21 protein-coding genes and 2 tRNA genes are annotated in these 18,444 nt (G+C 71.3%); 13 read left to right on the forward strand and 10 right to left on the reverse strand.

Features of this window, described 5'->3' with window-relative positions; genetic code table 11:
- Positions 1 to 364 precede the first annotated feature (364 nt).
- Positions 365 to 1,198, reverse strand: coding sequence for a GNAT family N-acetyltransferase (locus tag QM582_RS06685; RefSeq protein ID WP_415082881.1), 834 nt, complete (start codon positions 1,196 to 1,198; stop codon positions 365 to 367).
- Between the two features lie 80 nt (positions 1,199 to 1,278).
- Here QM582_RS06685 and QM582_RS06690 point away from each other — a divergent pair, with 80 nt between their 5' ends.
- From QM582_RS06690 to QM582_RS06700, 3 genes are read left to right on the forward strand one after another with little or no spacing between them, the layout of a single operon-like run.
- The gene (locus tag QM582_RS06690) at positions 1,279 to 3,387 is read left to right on the forward strand and encodes a hypothetical protein (protein WP_415082883.1); all 2,109 of its coding nucleotides are present in this window, start codon (positions 1,279 to 1,281) and stop codon (positions 3,385 to 3,387) included.
- Position 3,388: 1 nt separating this feature from the next.
- Positions 3,389 to 3,631: a hypothetical protein gene (locus QM582_RS06695; protein ID WP_415082885.1), complete on the forward strand. Its 243-nt coding sequence runs from the start codon at positions 3,389 to 3,391 to the stop codon at positions 3,629 to 3,631.
- Positions 3,631 to 4,074: a hypothetical protein gene (locus QM582_RS06700; RefSeq protein WP_415082886.1), complete on the forward strand. Its 444-nt coding sequence runs from the start codon at positions 3,631 to 3,633 to the stop codon at positions 4,072 to 4,074. The genes QM582_RS06695 and QM582_RS06700 overlap by 1 nt, the downstream gene beginning before the upstream one ends.
- Positions 4,075 to 4,097: 23 nt before the next feature.
- Here QM582_RS06700 and rpmG read toward each other — a convergent pair whose 3' ends face one another.
- The gene (gene rpmG / locus QM582_RS06705; protein WP_415082888.1) at positions 4,098 to 4,268 is read right to left on the reverse strand and encodes a 50S ribosomal protein L33; all 171 of its coding nucleotides are present in this window, start codon (positions 4,266 to 4,268) and stop codon (positions 4,098 to 4,100) included.
- Positions 4,268 to 4,504: a 50S ribosomal protein L28 gene (rpmB, locus tag QM582_RS06710; RefSeq protein ID WP_415082890.1), complete on the reverse strand. Its 237-nt coding sequence runs from the start codon at positions 4,502 to 4,504 to the stop codon at positions 4,268 to 4,270. The genes rpmG and rpmB overlap by 1 nt, the downstream gene beginning before the upstream one ends.
- Positions 4,505 to 4,572: 68 nt before the next feature.
- Between rpmB and QM582_RS06715 the strand changes: the two genes are divergently transcribed.
- The 3 genes from QM582_RS06715 (at position 4,573) to QM582_RS06725 (ending at position 6,297) form a co-directional block, all read left to right on the forward strand.
- Positions 4,573 to 4,830: a type B 50S ribosomal protein L31 gene (locus QM582_RS06715; RefSeq protein WP_415082892.1), complete on the forward strand. Its 258-nt coding sequence runs from the start codon at positions 4,573 to 4,575 to the stop codon at positions 4,828 to 4,830.
- Positions 4,827 to 5,927: a CobW family GTP-binding protein gene (locus QM582_RS06720; RefSeq protein WP_415082894.1), complete on the forward strand. Its 1,101-nt coding sequence runs from the start codon at positions 4,827 to 4,829 to the stop codon at positions 5,925 to 5,927. Before QM582_RS06715 ends, QM582_RS06720 begins: the two co-directional genes overlap by 4 nt.
- A gap of 91 nt (positions 5,928 to 6,018) precedes the next feature.
- Positions 6,019 to 6,297: an HU family DNA-binding protein gene (locus QM582_RS06725; protein WP_415082895.1), complete on the forward strand. Its 279-nt coding sequence runs from the start codon at positions 6,019 to 6,021 to the stop codon at positions 6,295 to 6,297.
- A 90-nt stretch (positions 6,298 to 6,387) separates the two neighbouring features.
- On the opposite strand, the gene QM582_RS06730 is transcribed toward QM582_RS06725, so the two are convergent.
- The 4 genes from QM582_RS06730 to QM582_RS06745 all read right to left on the reverse strand — a co-directional run bounded on the left by QM582_RS06730 (position 6,388) and on the right by QM582_RS06745 (position 8,471).
- A tRNA-Glu gene (locus QM582_RS06730) sits at positions 6,388 to 6,460 on the reverse strand.
- Positions 6,461 to 6,528: 68 nt separating this feature from the next.
- A tRNA-Gln gene (locus QM582_RS06735) sits at positions 6,529 to 6,600 on the reverse strand.
- Positions 6,601 to 6,682: 82 nt separating this feature from the next.
- Complete coding sequence (locus tag QM582_RS06740; RefSeq protein WP_415082897.1) at positions 6,683 to 7,666, reverse strand: lysostaphin resistance A-like protein; 984 nt, start codon at positions 7,664 to 7,666, stop codon at positions 6,683 to 6,685.
- Position 7,667: 1 nt separating this feature from the next.
- Positions 7,668 to 8,471, reverse strand: coding sequence for a fumarylacetoacetate hydrolase family protein (locus QM582_RS06745; protein ID WP_415082898.1), 804 nt, complete (start codon positions 8,469 to 8,471; stop codon positions 7,668 to 7,670).
- Positions 8,472 to 8,525: 54 nt separating this feature from the next.
- Here QM582_RS06745 and QM582_RS06750 point away from each other — a divergent pair, with 54 nt between their 5' ends.
- Together QM582_RS06750 and QM582_RS06755 are read left to right on the forward strand one after the other, a co-directional pair.
- Positions 8,526 to 9,806 (forward strand): thymidine phosphorylase, encoded by a 1,281-nt coding sequence (locus tag QM582_RS06750; RefSeq protein WP_415082900.1) that lies wholly within the window; start codon positions 8,526 to 8,528, stop codon positions 9,804 to 9,806.
- Positions 9,807 to 10,101: 295 nt separating this feature from the next.
- Positions 10,102 to 10,392: an isoamylase early set domain-containing protein gene (locus QM582_RS06755; protein WP_415082902.1), complete on the forward strand. Its 291-nt coding sequence runs from the start codon at positions 10,102 to 10,104 to the stop codon at positions 10,390 to 10,392.
- A gap of 110 nt (positions 10,393 to 10,502) precedes the next feature.
- On the opposite strand, the gene QM582_RS06760 is transcribed toward QM582_RS06755, so the two are convergent.
- Both QM582_RS06760 and cimA read right to left on the reverse strand, forming a co-directional pair.
- The gene (locus QM582_RS06760; RefSeq protein ID WP_415082903.1) at positions 10,503 to 11,180 is read right to left on the reverse strand and encodes a DUF1707 SHOCT-like domain-containing protein; all 678 of its coding nucleotides are present in this window, start codon (positions 11,178 to 11,180) and stop codon (positions 10,503 to 10,505) included.
- Between the two features lie 131 nt (positions 11,181 to 11,311).
- On the reverse strand, positions 11,312 to 12,895 hold the full coding sequence (cimA, locus tag QM582_RS06765; protein ID WP_415082905.1) for a citramalate synthase: 1,584 nt from the start codon (positions 12,893 to 12,895) through the stop codon (positions 11,312 to 11,314).
- A 309-nt stretch (positions 12,896 to 13,204) separates the two neighbouring features.
- Between cimA and tpx the strand changes: the two genes are divergently transcribed.
- Entirely contained in the window at positions 13,205 to 13,702 is a 498-nt protein-coding gene (gene tpx / locus QM582_RS06770) for a thiol peroxidase (RefSeq protein WP_415082908.1), read from the forward strand.
- Between the two features lie 62 nt (positions 13,703 to 13,764).
- Positions 13,765 to 14,655 carry a DMT family transporter gene (locus tag QM582_RS06775; RefSeq protein ID WP_415082918.1) on the forward strand — a complete coding sequence of 297 codons (891 nt, stop codon included), beginning with the start codon at positions 13,765 to 13,767 and terminating at the stop codon, positions 14,653 to 14,655.
- A gap of 171 nt (positions 14,656 to 14,826) precedes the next feature.
- Here the strand turns inward: QM582_RS06775 and QM582_RS06780 are convergent, their stop codons facing one another.
- On the reverse strand, positions 14,827 to 15,915 hold the full coding sequence (locus tag QM582_RS06780) for a branched-chain amino acid aminotransferase (RefSeq protein ID WP_415082910.1): 1,089 nt from the start codon (positions 15,913 to 15,915) through the stop codon (positions 14,827 to 14,829).
- Between the two features lie 112 nt (positions 15,916 to 16,027).
- Here QM582_RS06780 and QM582_RS06785 point away from each other — a divergent pair, with 112 nt between their 5' ends.
- The 3 genes from QM582_RS06785 (at position 16,028) to QM582_RS06795 (ending at position 18,350) form a co-directional block, all read left to right on the forward strand.
- Positions 16,028 to 16,270 carry a hypothetical protein gene (locus QM582_RS06785; RefSeq protein ID WP_415082912.1) on the forward strand — a complete coding sequence of 81 codons (243 nt, stop codon included), beginning with the start codon at positions 16,028 to 16,030 and terminating at the stop codon, positions 16,268 to 16,270.
- Positions 16,267 to 17,220 (forward strand): Clp protease N-terminal domain-containing protein, encoded by a 954-nt coding sequence (locus QM582_RS06790; protein WP_415082914.1) that lies wholly within the window; start codon positions 16,267 to 16,269, stop codon positions 17,218 to 17,220. Before QM582_RS06785 ends, QM582_RS06790 begins: the two co-directional genes overlap by 4 nt.
- An 83-nt stretch (positions 17,221 to 17,303) precedes the next feature.
- Positions 17,304 to 18,350 (forward strand): 3-isopropylmalate dehydrogenase, encoded by a 1,047-nt coding sequence (locus QM582_RS06795; protein WP_415082916.1) that lies wholly within the window; start codon positions 17,304 to 17,306, stop codon positions 18,348 to 18,350.
- Positions 18,351 to 18,444: the final 94 nt, after the last annotated feature.

Below are 18,444 nucleotides of genomic sequence, written 5' to 3' on the forward strand. Positions count from 1 at the left end.
ACGGCGCACCCGCCGGCGTGGTGGCCGCGCAGCCTCCGAGCAGCGCCAGGGCCGCGACGGCGGCACCGGCCGCCAGCACCAGCGGACGCCGACGAGGCGCCGGCGTGGGCTGATCGAGGGCGGTCAGTGGGAAGTGGGGTGTGGTCACCACGGTCCTCCAGAAAAATTGATCCAGCGCATTCTAGCTGCCCCGACGACAAAGCCCCGCATCGCCCCGGACGCGGCCCTGTGACAAGGCAGGAAACCGTTCCCCGGCAGACTCGGACAACGGTCGCTGGCCGAACCGCAGCCGGAGAGACCGGGACGAGCTCGGCCGACGAAGTCGGCACCTCCCCGGACCCGCGCCGCGGTGAGGACGCCGCGGTCAGGACGCCGGCGAGCGGTACCGGTAGCGATGATCGGCAACGAAGCCGAGCCGCCGGTACAGGGCCACGGCGGCGGTGTTGTCGGCGAACACCTGCAACGCGCTGAACCGCGCCCCATCCCGGACGCCGCGCGCGGCCAGCGTCTCGGTGATCAGCGTGCCGAAGCCGCGCCGCCGGCACCGGGCGGCCACCTCGATCGCGGTCAGCACCGCGACCTCCCCGGCCGGCGCGACCCGTCCGATCCCGGCCAGCCCACCGTCCACCCGGACCGACAGGTACTGGGCCGGCGCGGCGGCGATCACCCGGCGGGCGGCGTCCGGCAACTGCGCCCCGGCCCGGTGGTAGAGGGTCAGCCAGTCGTCGTCCGGCCGATCCGACCAGCGCAACTCGACACCCGGGACGCCGACACCGACGCCGGACGGCCCGGCCGCACGCAGCATCACCAGCGTCCACGGCTCGCTGCCCCAGCCCCTGGCGTCGCACCAGGCGGCGACCTCCGGCAGCAGCTCCGTCCCGGCCTCGGCCCCGGACGCCTCCGGCAGCCGCGCGGGCAGCTGCAGCCGCGGCGCCAACCCCCGCTCGGCGTACCAGGCCACCACGCGATCCAGCGCCTCCGCCAGCCGGCTCTGTTCCAGCCCGGGCCAGGTCCGGGCGCAGTGCCGCTGCAGGGTGACGATGTCCACCGCCCCACTCTGCCCGAGCCCGACGCCCCACCAGACCCGGCCCACCGAACCCGACCCGCCGAACCCGACCCGCCCGACCCGGCTCACCGGACCGCCGGACGGAGCCGACTGCCCTACGTAGTTCTGCCCGGGGCGCAGTTCTACCGCCACGCCCGCGGTATCGCGGCGCCGCGCCGGTCCCCTCCTCAGCCAGAACGGGGCAACCGGCCCCGCCGCAACAAGGAGCCACCATGGCAACCCACGATCCGTTCGTCCTGACCGTGCCGCTGGATCACCGCGAACTGTCCGGCCTGACCGCCGACGACAAGGTGAAGGTGGTCGCCCGCACGGCGGACGGCAGTACCAGCAGCATCGTCGTCGCCCTCGGCGACCGGGACCGCAGCGACGCCGAACTGACCTTCCCGTCCGACCCCGGACGCCTCAAGCTCGCGATCGGCCCGGCCGAGGCCGACGACCACCAGATCCTGGACGCCGAGACGCTCGGCGTCAGCGTGCCCAGCCGGATGTGGGACGACCTGCAGAAGGTCACCCTGGCACCGATCAAGATCGGCCCGTTCCACTGGGGCTGGTGGCGGCGCTGGTGTCGCACCATCACGATCAAGGGCCGCCTGGTCTGCCCGGACGGCCGCGGCGTCCCCGGCGCCCGGGTCTGCGTGGACGACATCGACCGCTGGTTCATCTGGACCAGCCGCGACGAGATCGCCTGCACCACGACCGAGCCGGACGGCTCGTTCAGCATGACCTTCCGCTGGTGCTGCGGCAGCTATCCCTGGTGGTGGTGGTTCCGGGTCCGTCCCTGGGTGCTGGACGACACCCTGGCCGCCCAGGTCGGCACGGTGATGGACCAGTTCCCCGAGATCCGGCTGGAGCCGCCCACCGCGCTGCCCTCGCTGAGCACCTTCGCCGGGCTGCTGCAACGGCAGGACCGCGAACTGGCGGCGATCGCCCGGCAACCGCTCAGCGAACTCGACCCGGCCACCGTGGACAAGGTCCGCGACCAGCTGGTGAAGCTGCTGCCGGCCGCCCCGGAACTGGAGCGGCTGGCGATCTGGCCCTGGCTGCCCTGGTCGCCCTGGCGGGACTGCCGGCCCGACCTGGTCTTCCGCGCCGTCCAGGACTGCGGGCTCGGCCCGGTGAGCGTGCTGCACGAGGGCGTCAACCAGACCCGGTGGGACGTCCCGGACCAGCTGGAGGTCACCCTGGTGGCCACCTCGGACGCCTGCTGCCTGCCGGTGCCGCCCGAGCAGGACTGCCTGATCCTGGATTCGGTGTGCAACCAGCCCATGCATCGCGTCGCCGGCAACGACGGCGCCCCGGCCGCCCCGTCCGACGTCGAGGGCTATCTGATCACCTACACCGACGGCGTCGACCAGGCGCTCGACATCCCGTTCGGCGGGAACGTGCCGATCCGGCAGAACCCCAGCGACCTGATCGGCGTCGACTACTACGCCTTCGAGCACTCCACCGACGGCGGCGCCAGCTGGCTGCCGCTGCCGGCCGGCGCCTCCGCCGCGTTCTCCCGGTACTGGCAGCTGTTCCCCGGCCCGATCGTCGGCGGCGAGCTGTTCGCACCGATCACCGTGGGCGCCTACCAGGTCTTCGAGACCCGGCGGCACTTCGAGGACACCCACTACGGCGACTGGTCGCCGGGCGGCGGCCGGTACTGGTTGTCGGTCAACCACGACCTGCTGCTGTCGCTGGATTCCACCAAGCTGCCCGACGGCCGGCAGCTGCTCCGGGTGGTGCAGTTCGTCAAGACCGGACCCGAGGATTTCAAGGGTCCCGAGCCGGTGCGGGGGTGCGACCGCGAAACCCAGGCGTCCTGCGTGCTGGTGATCGACAACCGGGCGATCACCGCGCTGGGCCACGATCCCAGCCACAACTGCGGCGGCGTCCACCTCTGCACCGTGGAGCCGGACACCCACATCCGTGCGGTGCTGGTCGACGGCAAGGAGGTCGCGCCCTGCGACACCATCGGTCCCGAGCGCGGCAGCGTCACCGAGATCGAGTTCGAGGTCACCGACCCGGACGGCCACCTGGGCTGGTTCACCCTGACCAGCCACTACGGCAACTCCGGCGTCGTCGACCTGCTGGCCGCCGGCAGCCTGACCTGCATCAGCGGCGGTCCGGACGCCAGCGACTACGCCGGCGCGCTGGCCGGCGGGGCGCCGCGTCCGGTCTGGCGCGGTGGCGTGTTCCGGCTGCGGATTCCCACCGGCCGTGCCTTCCCGGTGCCGTGCTGCTACCTGCTGCGCCTGGAGGCCGGCAAGCGGACCCTGGAGAACTGCACCCAGTGGGTGCGCAACGTCAGCGAGATGACGCTCGGGATCGGGGTGTGAGATGAGTTGCTGCGGCAGCAATCGGACGGCGTTGCGGCTCTCGGCGGGAACCCCGCCGGCGGGAGTCGCGGCGTCCGCTCGGACGCCGGTACGGCTGCGCTGGCGGCGCCGGGTCACCGCCGCGGTGGACGGGCCGGTGACCCGGACCCGCTATCAGGTGTCGGCCCAGGCACCGGTGATCGCGGTCGATCCCCGCGACGCGGTGCGGCTGCTGCGGACCGGCTTCTTCGAGCGGGTCGGCTGATGCCCTGCGACCAGGACGCTGCCGACCGGGACGCTGCCGGCCGGGACGCTGCCGGCCGGGTCGGACGATCCGGCCGGCAGCCGCTCGGCGTCCTGGCCGGCCTCGCGGTCGGCGCACTGGCCACCTGGCGGGTGAGCCGGCTGCTGGTCAGCGAGGACGGTCCCGGCCAGCTGGTGGTGCGGCTGCGCCGCGCCGTGGACGGCACCCCGCTGGCCGGAGTGATGGACTGCTTCGCCTGCACCTCGGTGTGGGTCGGGACGGGGGTGTCGGTCGCGCTGTTCGGCGGCCGCGCCCGCGTCCGGGACGTCGCGGTGCTCGGGCTGGCGACGTCCGGGGCCGCGCTGCTCGCCGAGCGGCTGCTTGAGCGGGCCGAGGGCGCCGGCTTCCTGCCGGAACCGGACCTCGACTCGCCCCTGGTCACCGTCCAGGACGAGCGGCGCTGATCAGCGAGCCTCCTTGAAGCTGATCAGCGGGCTTCCTTGAACTCGACGTGCCGGCGGACGATCGGGTCGTACTTGCGCAGCACCATCCGCTCGGGGTCGTTGCGGCGGTTCTTCCGGGTCACGTAGGTGTACCCGGTGCCCGCCGACGACCGCAGCTTCACGATCGGCCGCAGTTCCTTGCCCGGCTTGGCCATCAGAGTTTCTCCCCTCGCTGGAGCAGTTCGGCGACGACGACGTCGATGCCGCGCCGGTCGATGGTCCGGATGCCGCGTGGGCTGACCCGCAGCGTCACCCGGCGTCCCAGGCTGGGCACCCAGTAGTGCTTGACCTGGACGTTGACGTCGAAGCGCCGCTTGGTTCGCCGGTGCGAGTGCGACACCCGGTTACCGAACCCCGGTGCGGCACCGGTTACCTGACATCTGCGCGCCATGCACAGCCTCCTCGTTCACGCCGATCACGTTTGGTATTGGTATTCATTCTCAACTAGAGTATCAGGCCATGAAACCGAATACGCACCCCGAGTACCGTCCGGTGGTCTTCCGCGACAAATCCGCGGGGCTGACCCTGCTGACCCGCTCCACCGTGGCGACCGAGCGCACCATCGAGTACCAGGGCGCCACCTACCCGCTGGTCGACGTCGAGATCTCCAGCGCCAGCCATCCGTTCTGGACCGGCCGCGACCGGGTGCTGGACACCGAGGGCCGGGTGGACCGCTTCAACCGGCGCTACGGGCGAGGCAAGGCGGGCGGCCGATGAGCGGCATCGGACGGGTGCCGGTGATCCTGGTCGGCGGCGTCGCCGACGGCGCGATGTCCGCGGTCACCGTCGGCCTGCAGTGGGACCTGCCGTCCGCGGTGGTGGTGCGGCACGAGATCGACCCGGCCCGCGAGGTGCTGATCCGCACCGTCTCGGACGCCGACGGCCTGATCGAACGGGTCGAGCTGGACGTCGAGCACGCCTGCGTCAGCTGCGCGATCCGCGAGGACGTGGTGCCCACCCTGGAGCGGCTGGCGGCCTGCGGCAGCTGGGGCGCGGTGATCGCGCAGCTCCCGGTCACGGCCGAGGCCACCCAGGTCTGCCGGGTGATCGGCTATCAGCCGGACGCCGCGCCGCACCTGCGGATCGCGGCCACCGTGGCGGCGCTGGACAGCGACACCGCCCGCGACGACCTGTTCGGCGCGGACCTGCTCGTCGAGCGCGAGCTGCCGGTCCGCGAGGACGACCTGCGAGGGGTGGCCGAGACGGCGTCGGCGATGGTGGAGTACGCCGACCTGATCGTGGCGCATGGCCTCGGCGCGGACACCCGGGAGCTGATCGCGGCGATCGCCCGCCCGGACGCCGCGATCGTCGGATCGACCGCCGAGGTGGACGGCGCGGAGCTGCTGGCCGGGATCCACCAGCACGACCACAGCGAGGACTGGGTGCAGATCGTCCGTCGGGAACCGCTGCCCGATCAGGGCGGCGAGTCCTGGTGGCGGCTGGATCTGCGCTCCGACCGTCCGTTCCACCCCGACCGGCTGCAGGAACACATCGAGCGCCTCGGCCGCGGACGGCACCGCTCCCGAGGCTGCTTCTGGCTGCCCAGCCGACCCACCCAGATCTGCCAGTGGGACGGCGCCGGCGGCATGGTCAGCATCGGCCCGGCCGACCACTGGGACCATGCCGGTCCGCTGACCCGGATCGTGGTGGTCGGCATCGACGGCAACCGGGACGCCCTGGTCGAGGCGTTCCGCTGCTGCCTGCTGACCGATGCCGAGCTCGCCGAGCGCGGCCCCTACTGGGAGGTCGGCCACGACGGCCTGGAGCCCTGGCTCGGACCGGTCCGCGGGCTGCCCGCACGCTGGTCGGCCTGACCGTCCCACCCCTGCGCCGCCGGCCACCCCCGCGGCACCGCGCCACCTCGCACCCAACCGCCCCGGCACGGGGCCCTCGAACAGGAGAGACATGAACACCAAGGAACTCGCGGCCGCCGTCGCCGCCCGCACCGGGCTGAACCTGAGCGCAGCCCACGACAGCGTCGCCGCCGTCCTGGACCTGATCGCGGCCGAGGTCGCCGACGGCGAGCCGGTCAACCTGGCCGGCTTCGGGGTCTTCGAGGCCCGGCGCCGATCGGCCCGCACCGGCCGCGACCCGCGCAGCGGCGAGCCGATCGCGATCGCCGAACGGCGCACCCCCGGCTTCCGGGCCGCGGCCGCCTTCCGGCAGCGGGTGAACGCCGGCTGACGCCGTCCCGCCCACCCGACCGGAGGCTCCGCGGGAATCTCCTCGGAACGCGAAAGAACCCCCTCGTCAGAGGGGGTTCTTTCGCTGTTGCAGCCCCGACGGGATTCGAACCCGCGCTACCGCCTTGAGAGGGCGGCGTGCTAGGCCGCTACACAACGGGGCCCTAGCGGTCGCATCGAGCGACCTGCGGAAGACTACCAAAGCCAGCGCAGCTCCGGCGAATCCTCTGCGCTGGGGTACTAGGACTCGAACCTAGACTGACGGAACCAGAATCCGGCGGGCTGCCAATTACCCCATACCCCATCGCTGGCCGCAACCGGCCAGCGAGGAGCAACGTTACCGAATCTTCCGGTCCGGCTACAAATCCAGGCCGCCGCCGCAAGGCTCAGGGACGCTGCTCCCAGGGGTCGACGCCGTCCAAGGTTCGCCTCCCCGGGGTGGTCACCGCCAGCTGCATCCGGCGTCCGATCAGGATGGCCAGCACGGTGAAGACCGCGAATCCGCCCAGGTCCCAGGCCAGATCGATCCAGCCGATCACCTGGGTCGCCTTGACCTGGGCGATCGTCGAATACAGCCCGGCGTAGCTGAACGCCATCAGGTTGTTGACCACGTGCGCCCCGATCGCCGCCTCCAGTCCCCCGGTCCGGACCACCAGCACGCCGACCAGCACGCCGAAGGCGAACCGGTCCAGGAACAGCGGCAGGTTCTGGGTGCCGTGGAAGAGCGCGAACAGGGCCGCCGAACAGACCACCCCGAACAGCGGACTGCGCGACGCCAGGGTGTTGAACGACTGCAGCATGTAGCCGCGGAAGAAGAACTCCTCCGCCGCCGCCTGCAGCGGCGAGGTGAGCAGGATCACCACCAGGAAGACCCAGTAGTCGGGCTGCGGCTGCAGGGCCGGGAACGGCTGGCCCAGCTGGCGGGCGAAGAGCATCAGGTTGAACAGCAGGAAGGCCAGCACCATGCTGATCGCCAGGTAGCGCCAGCGGAACCAGGGCCGCACCGAGGCGAGCAGCTCCGGACGCCGGTGATGGACGAACAGCACCACCGCCAGGCTGATCGGAATCAGCGTGGCCAGCGCCAGGTGGCCGGACAGCATCCCCCAGGGGATCTCGAACCGGCTGATCGAGCGCAGCCAGTCGGGGTAGCTGCCACCCGGGTTCAGCACCACCCAGCCCAGCCAGGCCATCAACTGGGCGACGAGCTGGGCGAAGAGGAAGTACAGCAGGATCGCGGTCACGATGCCGGCCGTCGAGCGCAGCTTCGGGCGGTCCAGGCTGCCCAGCAGGATCTCGTCGTACCGGGCGCCGGTGGGCGTCGATTCGGTCACATAGCGGTCGACCCAGGATCCGGTCGCGGATTCGGCCACCTCAGTCCTCCGCCACGACCGGGTTGGTCAGCGTGCCGAGCCCGTCGATGCTCACCGACACCGAATCCCCGGGCAGCATCGGGCCGACCCCGTTCGGCGTCCCGGTCAGGATCACGTCGCCGGGCAGCAGGGTGGTGAAGCTGGTGATGAACTCGATCAGCCGCGGGATCGGGTAGACCATCAGGGAGGTCTCCGAGTCCTGCCGCGGCTCACCGTTCAGCGTGGTGGTCAGGTGCAGGTCGCCGGCGTCGTCCGGGCTCAGGTGGGTGGTGATCCACGGGCCCAGCGGGCAGAACGAGTCGTAGCCCTTGGCCCGGCTCCACTGCCGGTCCTTGGCCTGCAGGTCGCGGCAGGTGACGTCGTTGGCGACGGTGTAGCCGAAGATCACCTCGGCGGCCCGCTCCGCCGGCACCCGGCGGCAGATCCGTCCGATCACGATGGCCAGCTCGCCCTCGAAGTGCAGATCGGAGGTCTCCGGCGGGTAGACGATCGGCTCGCCCGGCCCGATCACCGAGGTGTTCGGCTTCAGGAAGACCAGCGGCTCGGCGGGCACCGTCGAGTTGAACTCGGCGGCATGCGCGGCGTAGTTCTTGCCGATGGCGACCACCTTGCTGCGCGGGATCACCGGGCTGACCAGCCGGACGTCGTCCAGGGCGTATCGCTCACCGGTGTAATTGACCGGCCCGGCCAGCGGGTCGCCGCTGATGGTGGCCACGGTGTCGGGATGGTCGCCGGCGTCCTCGGGCAGTTCGACGATGCCGTATCTGGGTTCGCCGCCGTAGGCGACATAACGGGCGATGCGCATGGCGGCAGCCTAGTGGTCTGTCCCCGGCCCGCCCGGATTGCCATACTCGGCGGCATGGGCAACGCCTTCGACATGGTCGACCTGATCAGAACCAAGCGGGACGGCGGGCGACTCGGCGACGCCGAGATCGACTGGCTGATCGACGCCTACACCGCCGGCAGGGTGGGCGATGAGCAGATGGCCGCCCTGGCCATGGCGATCGTCCTGCGCGGCCTGGACGCCGCCGAGCTGAGCACCTGGACCCGGGCGATGATCGACAGCGGCGAGCGGATGGACTTCTCCGGGCTGCGCCGTCCGGTGGTCGACAAGCACTCCACCGGCGGCGTCGGCGACATGGTCACCCTGCCGCTGGCCCCGATCGTGGCCGCCTGCGGCGCGGCCGTCCCGCAGTTGTCCGGACGCGGCCTGGGCCACACCGGCGGCACCCTGGACAAGCTGGAGTCGATCCCCGGCTGGCGCGCCGATCTGGCGCCCGAGGAGCTGCTTCGGCTGCTGGACGAGGTGGGTGCGGTGATCTGCTCCCCCGGTCCCGGGCTGGCGCCGGCCGACAAGAAGCTGTACGCGCTGCGCGACGTCACCGGCACGGTGGAGTCGATCCCGCTGATCGCGTCGTCGATCATGAGCAAGAAGATCGCCGAGGGAACCCCAGCGCTGGTGCTGGACGTCAAGACAGGCTCGGGCGCGTTCATGCGCGAGCGGGAACAGGCGGTCGAACTGGCCCGCACCATGGTCGGTCTGGGCCGGGCTGCGGGGGTGGCGACGGTGGCCTACGTGACCTGGATGGGGACGCCGCTGGGCCGGGCCGCCGGGAACGCGGTCGAGGTCGCCCAGGCGGTCGAGGTGCTGAGCGGCGGCGGGCCGTCCGATGTGGTCGAGCTGACCCTCACCCTGGCCCGGGAGATGCTGACCCTGGCCGGCATCGACGCCGACCCGGCCGAGGCACTGCGCTCCGGACGGGCGCTGCAGGTGTGGCGGGCGATGATCCGCGGCCAGGGCGGCGATCCGGACGCCCCACTGCCGCAGGCCCGGCACCAGCGGGTGATCGAGGCACCCCGGGACGGCGTGCTGACCAGGCTGGACGCCCTCGCGGTCGGCGTCGCCGCCTGGCGGCTGGGTGCCGGACGGGCGCGCAAGGAGGATCCGGTGCAGGCCGCGGCCGGCGTCCGCTGGCATGCCGGTGTGGGTGAGCCGGTGAGCGCCGGGCAGCCGCTGTTCACCCTGCTCACCGACACCCCGGAGCGGTTCGACCGCGCCGAGCAGGCGCTGGCCGGCGGCTGGCAGATCGGCGACGAGGCGGTGCCGGAGCAGCCGCTGGTGCTGGAGCGGATCGACTGAGGTTCGCGACCGCTTCCCCGCAGGCCAGTGATCTCGACATCGCCGTCCGATCGATGGAAAGCTCGCCGATGTCGCGTCACGACCCGAAATCGGGCCAGCTTCGCTCCATCGCAGAGTGATCTCGACATCGCCAATCGAGCCACGGTACCGGGGGCACCCTCGGCTCCCTGGCCGGACACGCCCGAAATAGTCACATTGACTAATAGCTGCCAGACTTGTTGCGGGCAGTCTTCCCCCCCTTCTCGGTGCCCACTGAGAAACCCCTCTGCACGACTGTGAAAGGCTTGAAACCCCGATGCTGAAGCTGACCGGCTCCCGGAAGTCCGCCACCCGCAAGATCACCTTCGCCCTGCCGTCCGATCACCCCGCCGGCAAGGTCTCCGTGGTGGGCAACTTCAACGACTGGACCCCCGGCGCCGCCCCGCTGAAGAAGCGCTCCAACGGCACCATGAGCGCCACCGTGACCCTGCCGTCCGACTACATCGTCGCCTTCCGCTACCTGGGCGAGAACGGCCAGTGGTTCGACGACCAGGACGCCGACTTCATCGACGCGGGCGCCAGCGTCATCCTCGCTCCGGCCAAGTGAGCCGTCCGGCCTGACGGTCGCCGCCCCACCAAGCGCTCCCCTAACTATTTCGGGCTCGCTGAACTCAGCGAGCGGCAAATAGTTAGGCGAGCGTTCAGTGGGGGCCGGGATCAGCGGTCTTGGCCGAGTCGCCGGCGGTCGAACCAGTTCGCGCCGCGGGCCTTGAAGGTGCCCAGGCCGATCGATCCGCGCGCCACGATCAACGGGTTGCCCCACGCCGCCTGGCTGGGCACCGTGGACTTGATCGAGCCCCAGGTCTTGCCGAGCCGGTCGCACAACACGCCCCAGCCTTCCGGGACGATCACCACCACCGTGCCCGCACCGGGCAGCACCTCGAGGTCGATCACCTCGCTCGCGCAGGTCGCCTGCAGGCAGTCCAGCCGGACGTTGTCGGCCAGCGCCTGCACCTGCAGGAAGGGCGGCACCTCCCACGGTCCGGCGCGCTTGGCACCGGTGAAGCCGGCGCTGAGCACCAGCGGATCGGACGGCACGTAGCCCGGTCGCGTGGTGGCCGGCGGACCCGGAGCACGCTGATACACCGGCGCCGCCGGATAGGGCTCCACCTGCTGCAACTGGACGGTCGGCGCCGGCCGGTTCGCCGCGGGCGGACGCAGATCGGCCAGCAAGGCGTTCAGGTCGCCGTAGGTGCGGGCGGCACGCGCCAACTCGATGCGTTCCGCCAGCTCGTCCGGGCTCAGCTTGCCGTCGGCGGCGGCCCGTTCCAGTTCGGCGACGGCGGCGTCCCGCTCGGCGGTGCCGACCCGTAGGTGCGCGTTCGGCTCGGTCATGGGCCGATCCTATGGCGCCACCGGAGCACCCGCCGACAAGGCCCTGCCTAACTATCTGCGCCCTCCCGCAGATGGGAGGGCGCAGATAGTTAGGGAGGGCCTTGTCCGGGGGCGCCGCCCGGTCCGGCCGCTCAGTTGTGCTTGGTCAGCCCCCAGCGGTAGGCGTCGTACAGCGCCTCCCAGCTGGCCTCGATCACATTGGTGCCCACCCCGACCGTGGTCCAGGTGCGCTCCCCGTCGGTGGTGTCGATCAGCGTCCGGACGATGGCGTCGGTGCCGTGGCCCTGGTCCAGGATCCGCACCCGGTAGTCGGTGAGCTCGAAGTCGTCCACGTGCGGGTAGAGCTGCTTGAGCGCCGTCCGCAACGCCATGTCCAGGGCGTTCAGCGGGCCGTGGCCCTCCCCCACATAGGACAGTGTCTCGCCGCGCGCCCGCAGCTTGACCGTCGCCTCCGAATCGCCCTCCGGCTTCACCTCATGACCGGTGAAGACCCGCCAGGTGAGCACCTCGAAGAAGTCGTCGGCCATGCCCAGCTCGCCGCGCAGCAGCAGCTCGAAGCTGGCGTCCGCCGACTCGTAGCTGTAGCCGTCCATCTCGCGCTTCTTGACCGTGTCGGTGATCCGGCCGGCCAGCTCGCGATCGGACAGGTCGTAGCCCAGTTCCTCGCCCTTGAGCTGGATGTTGGCGCGTCCGGCCATGTCGGAGACCAGCATCCGCATGTCGTTGCCGACCAGGGTGGGGTCGATGTGCTGGTAGAGGTTGGCGTCCACCTTGATCGCGGACGCGTGCAGCCCGGCCTTGTGCGCGAACGCCGAGAAGCCGACGTAGGGCTGCTTGCTGTTCGGCGGCACGTTGGTCACCCCGGCGATGGCGTGGCTGATCCGGGTGGCGTCCCGCAGCGCCGCCTCCGGCACCAGCGACCAGCCGTATTTGAGCTGCAGGTTGGCGATCAGGGTGATGATGTTGGCGTTGCCGGTGCGTTCGCCGTGTCCGTTGACGGTGCCCTGGATGTGCATCACGCCGGCGTCCACCGCGGCCATCGTGTTGGCCACCGCACAGCCGGTGTCGTTGTGGCAGTGCACGCCCAGATCGATGCCGATGGCGCTGGCCGCGGTCACCACGTCGCCCATCTGCGAGGGCAGCATGCCGCCGTTGGTGTCGCACAGCACCGCCACCTCGGCGCCGGCGTCCGCCGCCGCACGGACGCACTCCAGCGCGTAGGACGGGTTCACCCGGTAGCCGTCGAAGAAGTGCTCGCAGTCGACGAACACCCGGCGTCCGGCCGCCACCAGATGGCTGACGGTGTCCCGGATCATCTCCAGGTTCTCCTCCAGGGTGGTGTGCAGGGCCCGGAAGACGTGCTCGGAGTGGCTCTTGGCGACGATGCAGACCACCGGAGCGCGGGAGTCGAGCAGGGCCTGCACCATCGGATCCTCGGCGGCACTGGTGCCGACCCGGCGGGTGAAGCCGAAAGCGGCCAGCACGGCGTGGTTGAGCTGGAGTTCGCCGTCGGCCGCGGCGGCGAAGAAGGCCGTGTCATTCGGGTTCGCCCCGGGCCAGCCGCCCTCGATGAAGTCGACGCCCAGCTCGTCGAGGTGCTTCGCGATTCGCAGCTTGTCCGCCACCGTCAACTGCAGGCCCTCCTGCTGCGCACCATCCCGCAGGGTGGTGTCGTAGACATGGAAGGTGTCCGGTGCGACAGGAAAGCTCGACATTGTGCCCTCGTTCGTGTGTGGATCGGCGTCGCCAGGCGCGACAACCAATCGAGTGTGCCGCCCGGCGCAACCCCCTCCCGGCGATCTCAGGCACTGAGACCTGATTCCACGCCCGGACGCCGGATCCGGGACGCCGCACGCCGGATCGGGACGGGGACCGACGCCCCGGACAACTGCCCCGGACGCTCGATCGGGACGGAGACCGACGCACCGGACGCTCGATCGCCACGCCGGACCGGGACGCCGGATCGGGATGGCGGCGGGGCGTCCGGTTTGACCGGGATCGGCGAACCCGGCTACTACAGGGGCATGGCCATCACTATCGCCCGAGGCGTTCCGATCGCGACCGCCGGTGACCCGCCCGCCGTCGGCGCCCCGCTGCTGCCGTTCACGTTGACCCTGCCCGACCTGACCGACGTGTCGCTGGACGCGTACGCGGGCCGGACCCTGGTGTTCAACATCTTCCCCAGCGTGGACACCCGGGTCTGCGCGCTCAGCGTCCGCCGGTTCAACGAGCTGGCCGCCGGGCTGCCCGACACCACGGTGCTCTGCGTCTCGCAGGACCTCCCGTTCGCGCTCGGCCGGTTCTGTGGCGCCGAGGGCATCGAGGACGTCGTGGTCACCTCGGCGTTCCGGTCCAGCTTCGGCCAGGACTACGGGCTGAGCCTCACCGAGGGCCCGATGCGCGGACTGCTGGCCCGGACGGTGATCGTGGCCGGCCCCGACGGCATCGTCCGGCACCTCCAGGTCACCGAGAACACCAGCGACGAGCCCGACTACGACGCGGCCGTCGCCGCCGTCGGCTGAGGCCGGAACTGCCCGCCGCGTCACCGAGCCGTCCGCCGAGCGCGGCCACGGCCTCGGTGCTGATGGTCGGCGCGGGCGTCCTGTTCGGCACCACCGGCACCGCCCAGGCGCTCGGCCCCGAGGGGATGGATCCGCTCAGCGTCGGCGCCGCCCGGCAGTTCAGCGGCGGCCTGCTGCTGGCCCTCATCGGCCTGGTCGGCTGGTTGCGCCGGGAGGGCGTCCGGCTGCCACGTCCGTCGGCCAAGCTCGGCTGGGTGCTGCTCGGCGGCGCCGCGATCATGGCCTTCCAGGCCACCTTCTTCGCCGGCACCCGGGCCAACGGGGTGGCCGTCGGCACCGTCATCGCGCTCGGCTGCAGCCCGCTGTTCGCCGGCCTGTTCGAGTGGCTGGGCGGGACGCGTCCGTCGCGGCGGTGGCTGCTGGCCACCGCGGTCGCGGTGGCCGGGCTGGTGCTGCTCTCGGGGGTGCTCGGCTCGGTCGGTGCGCTCGACCCGCTCGGGTTGCTGGCCTCGGTGGTGGCCGGCGCGTCCTACGCCGGGTATGCGGTGGCCGCGGCCGTGCTGCTGCGCCGCGGGGTGCATGCGCTGATCTCGACCACGGCGCTGCTCGGCACCAGCGGATTGATCGCCGCGACCATCCTGCCGTTCACCGACCTGGGCTGGCTGGCCGAGCCGCGCGGCCTGGTGATGGCCGCCTGGCTGGGCCCGGTCACCGTGGTGGCCGCCTATCTGCTGATGGGCACGGCGCTGCGCACGCTGTCGGCCGCGACCGCGGTGACCCTGGGACTGGCCGAGCCGATCACCGCCGCAGCCCTCGGCGTGCTGGTGCTCGGTGAGACCCTCACCGCCCCGCAGTGGGCGGGGCTGGCGGCGGTGCTGGCCGGCGTCCTGATCGCCGGGACGCGTGGTCGAACCCGTTGGTCGAGCTTGTCGAGACCCCAGGGCCTGCGCTGAGGAAGCGCTGATCAATGCGGCCTCTCGCTGGTTGAGCTTGTCGAAACCCGTTGCCAGAGCGGTCTCGACAAGCTCGACCAGCGAAAATCAGCGCTTCCCTGACAAAGATGTTTCGACACGCTCGACCAACGGTGGTTGAGGTCGACGAGTCCAGCCGGCGAGGGACTCCCCTCAGACCACCCGGCGCAGCCAGCCGTGGGTGTCGGCGGCCCGGCCGTACTGGATGTCCAGGATCGCGGAGCGGATCTGCATGGTCCGCTCCCCCGGCTCGCTGCCGACCACGTGGTTGCCCTGCCGGGAGCGGAACTCGGCCACCGGGGTGAGCACGGCGGCGGTGCCGCAGGCGAACGCCTCCACGATCTCGCCGGAGTCCACCCGGTCGAAGATCTCCGCCAGCGGGATGGTGCGCTGCACCGGACGCAGGCCGAGATCGGCGGCCACGGTCAGGATCGAATCCCGGGTCACCCCGTCGAGGATGGTCCCGGTCAGCGCCGGGGTGATCAGTTCGCCGTCGGAGGTCACCACCACCAGGTTCATCCCGCCCAGTTCCTCGGTGTTCACCCCGCTGCCGGCGTCGGCGAACAGCACCTGCGAGCAGCCGTGCTCGGCCCCTTCGTACTGGGCGATCAGCGAGGAGGCGTAGTTGCCGCCGCACTTCGCCGCCCCGGTGCCGCCCTTGCCGGCCCGGCTGTACTCGTCGGTGACCCAGATGTTCACCGGCTTGACGCCGCCGGAGAAGTACGGGCCGACCGGGCTGGCGATCACCGCATAGGTCACCATCTGCGCGGCGCGGACGCCGAGGAACGACTCGTTGGCGAACATGAACGGCCGCAGGTACAGGCTGGCCTCGCCGCCGTCGGCGTCCGGCGTCCAGACGGCGTCCGCCTTGACCAGCTGCTCGACCGAGGTGAGGAAGTCCTCGACCGGCAGTTCGGGCAGCATCAGCCGGCGGGCGGACGCCTGCAGCCGCGCCGCGTTCCGCTCGGGACGGAACAGCCAGATCGAGCCGTCGGCGTGCCGATAGGCCTTGAGCCCCTCGAACACCTCCTGGGCGTAGTGCAATACGGCGGTGGACGGGTCCAGCTGGAACGGTCCGTAGGGCTGCACGGCGTCCTCTCCCCAACCGGAGCCCTGCCACCAGGTCGCCACCGCCATATGGTCGGTGAAATACACCCCGAAGCCCGGATCGGCGTGGATCTCGGCGATCCGCTCGGCGGACGCGGGGGTACTGGTGGCGGTCAGCGGAAAGGTCAAGGACATGGCCGCAGAATACTGACACGATCCGGTCCGCGTCGCGGCCTGAGCGGGCATCGTCCGAGCAAGCGAGCAACCTGGGTTGACAAGAATGCGCTCGTCAACCTAAGTTGCTCACATGATCGCAGTCGAGGTGGCGCGTACCGCGTCCGACACCAGTGACCCGATGGCCGGGCTGCGCGCGGTGGCGTCACTGCGCCGGGTGGCCGACATGCTCGAACTGACCCAGGTCGAGGAGGCGCTGCGGGCCGGGCACGGCTGGCCCGAGATCGCCGCCGCGCTCGGCGTCACCCGGCAGGCGGTCCACAAGAAGTACGCGCGCCGCGTCGCGGCCGACCTCCAGGGAAGGAAGAACCGATGAGCACGCTGCTCACCAGCCGGTGGACCGGCGCCGCCCACCTCGAAGCCGCCCGCACCCGCACCGCGGAGATCGACGTCGATCACCTCTACCTCGGCCTGCTGGCCGTCGGCGGCAAGGCCGCGCGCGTCCTCGGACGCCACGGGGTCTCCCTCACCTCGGCACGGCAGCGCGTCCAGGAATCGCTGGCCGACGATCTGAGCGCCCTCGGTCTGGACGGTGCCGCGGACGTCCTGCCGTCGCCGCGGGCCGCCCGGGATCTCGACTTCACCGAGTGGCGCGCCACCGGACGGGCCACCGACCTGGTCAACCACGCAAAGCTCAAGGACGGGACCGGCGCCGCCTTGTCCGCGTTGATCGCCGAGCCGTCCGGGGTGGTCCGGCGGCTGCTGCTCGCCGACGGCGTCGACCCCGACGAGCTGACGTTCGAGCTGGCCGCCGCGCCGAGCGAGCCGGACGCCGTCGAGCGCGTGGCGGCCGACCCCGGCCTGTTGCCGCCGCCCGCGTGGGCGCAGCGCATCCGCCACTACCTGTCCTCGCCGTCCGATGCGGTCGCGGACGCGATCGCCGACCCGGACCTGCTGGCGACTTGGGCCTACGACCCGAAACAGGCCCAGGTCAGCGACGACGGGGAGACCATCCGGCACAGCCGCGGCCGCAAGTCGATGACCCTGCGCGTCCACCACACCCGGCGTCGCGAGGGCGAGGCCGACGTGATCACCTGGATCCACGAGATGACGGACGGACCGTACGCCGGCCAGCCGCTGCGCTACGACCGGTTCGAGATCCGGCCGGCGCCGGGTGGCGCCGAACTGGTGCACACCAAGGGTCACCGCAGCTTCGGCACGCTGGGCCGGCTCGCCACGGCGCTGTCCAGCTGGTTCAGCGGCATGGGCATGACCTACGGGGCGCACCGGATCGGCATGGAGATCGCCGACCGGCAGCCGGAGTAACCGCCGATCGAGCTTGTCGAGACCAACGGTGGGTTCCCTGAGACGCGCGTCTCAGCCAGTGAGCGGACTTCTACAGTGACACCATGCCGCAGAACATCGCTGTGATCCCCGGTGACGGGATCGGTCCGGAGGTCGTCGCCGAGGGTCTGAAGGTGCTCAACGCCACCGTTGGCGCGGACGCCTTCGACTTCACCCACTACGACCTGGGCGCCGAGCGCTGGCAGCGCACCGGCGAGGTGCTGCCCGACTCGGTGCTGGCCGAGCTCGCCCAGGCCGACGCCCTGATCCTCGGCGCGGTCGGTGCCGCTCCCGGCTCGAAGGCGATCCCGTCCGGGCTGCTGGAGCGCGGCCTGCTGCTGAAGCTGCGGTTCGCCTTCGACCACTACGTCAACCTGCGGCCGTCCAAGCTCTACCCCGGCGTGGTCACTCCGCTGTCGGACGCCGTGGTCGCCCGCGGCCCGATCGACTTCGTCGTGGTCCGCGAGGGCACCGAGGGTCTCTACTGCGGGGTCGGCGGCTCGATGCAGACCGGCACCGCGTTCGAGGTCGCCAACGAGGTCTCGGTGAACACCGCGCGCGGCGTCGAGCGGGTCGTCCGGGACGCCTTCGAGCGGGCCATGCGGCGGCGCAAGAAGGTCACCCTGGTGCACAAGCACAACGTGCTGGTGAACGCCGGCGGGCTGTGGAACCGGATCTTCACCGCGGTCGCGGCCGAGTACCCCGAGGTGACCACCGACTACCTGCATGTCGACGCCACCATGATCATGCTGGTCCAGGATCCGCAGCGCTTCGACGTGATCGTCACCGACAACCTGTTCGGCGACATCGTCACCGACCTGGCCGCTGCTGTGACCGGTGGCATCGGGCTGGCGGCATCGGCCAACATCAACCCCTCCGGCGCGTTCCCGTCCATGTTCGAGCCGGTGCACGGCTCGGCCCCCGATATCGCCGGCCAGGGCATCGCCGACCCGACCGCGACCATCTCGTCCATGGCCCTGCTGCTGGACCACCTCGGACGCCGTGACGACGCCGCCCGGATCGACGCCGCGGTGGACGCCGACGTCGCCGAGCGCGGTTCCGCCAAGCGCTCCACCGTCGAGGTCGGGGACGCCATCGCCGCCCGGGTCTGACCCCTAACGCCCGGATCTGCCCCCTAGGCCCTCCCTAATCAGTTCTGCCCTCCCGTCGACGGGAGGGCAGAACTGATTAGGGAGGGCCTAGTCG

Source organism: Micropruina sp. (assembly GCF_047607385.1).
In the GTDB taxonomy this organism is placed as follows: Bacteria; Actinomycetota; Actinomycetes; order Propionibacteriales; family Propionibacteriaceae; genus Micropruina.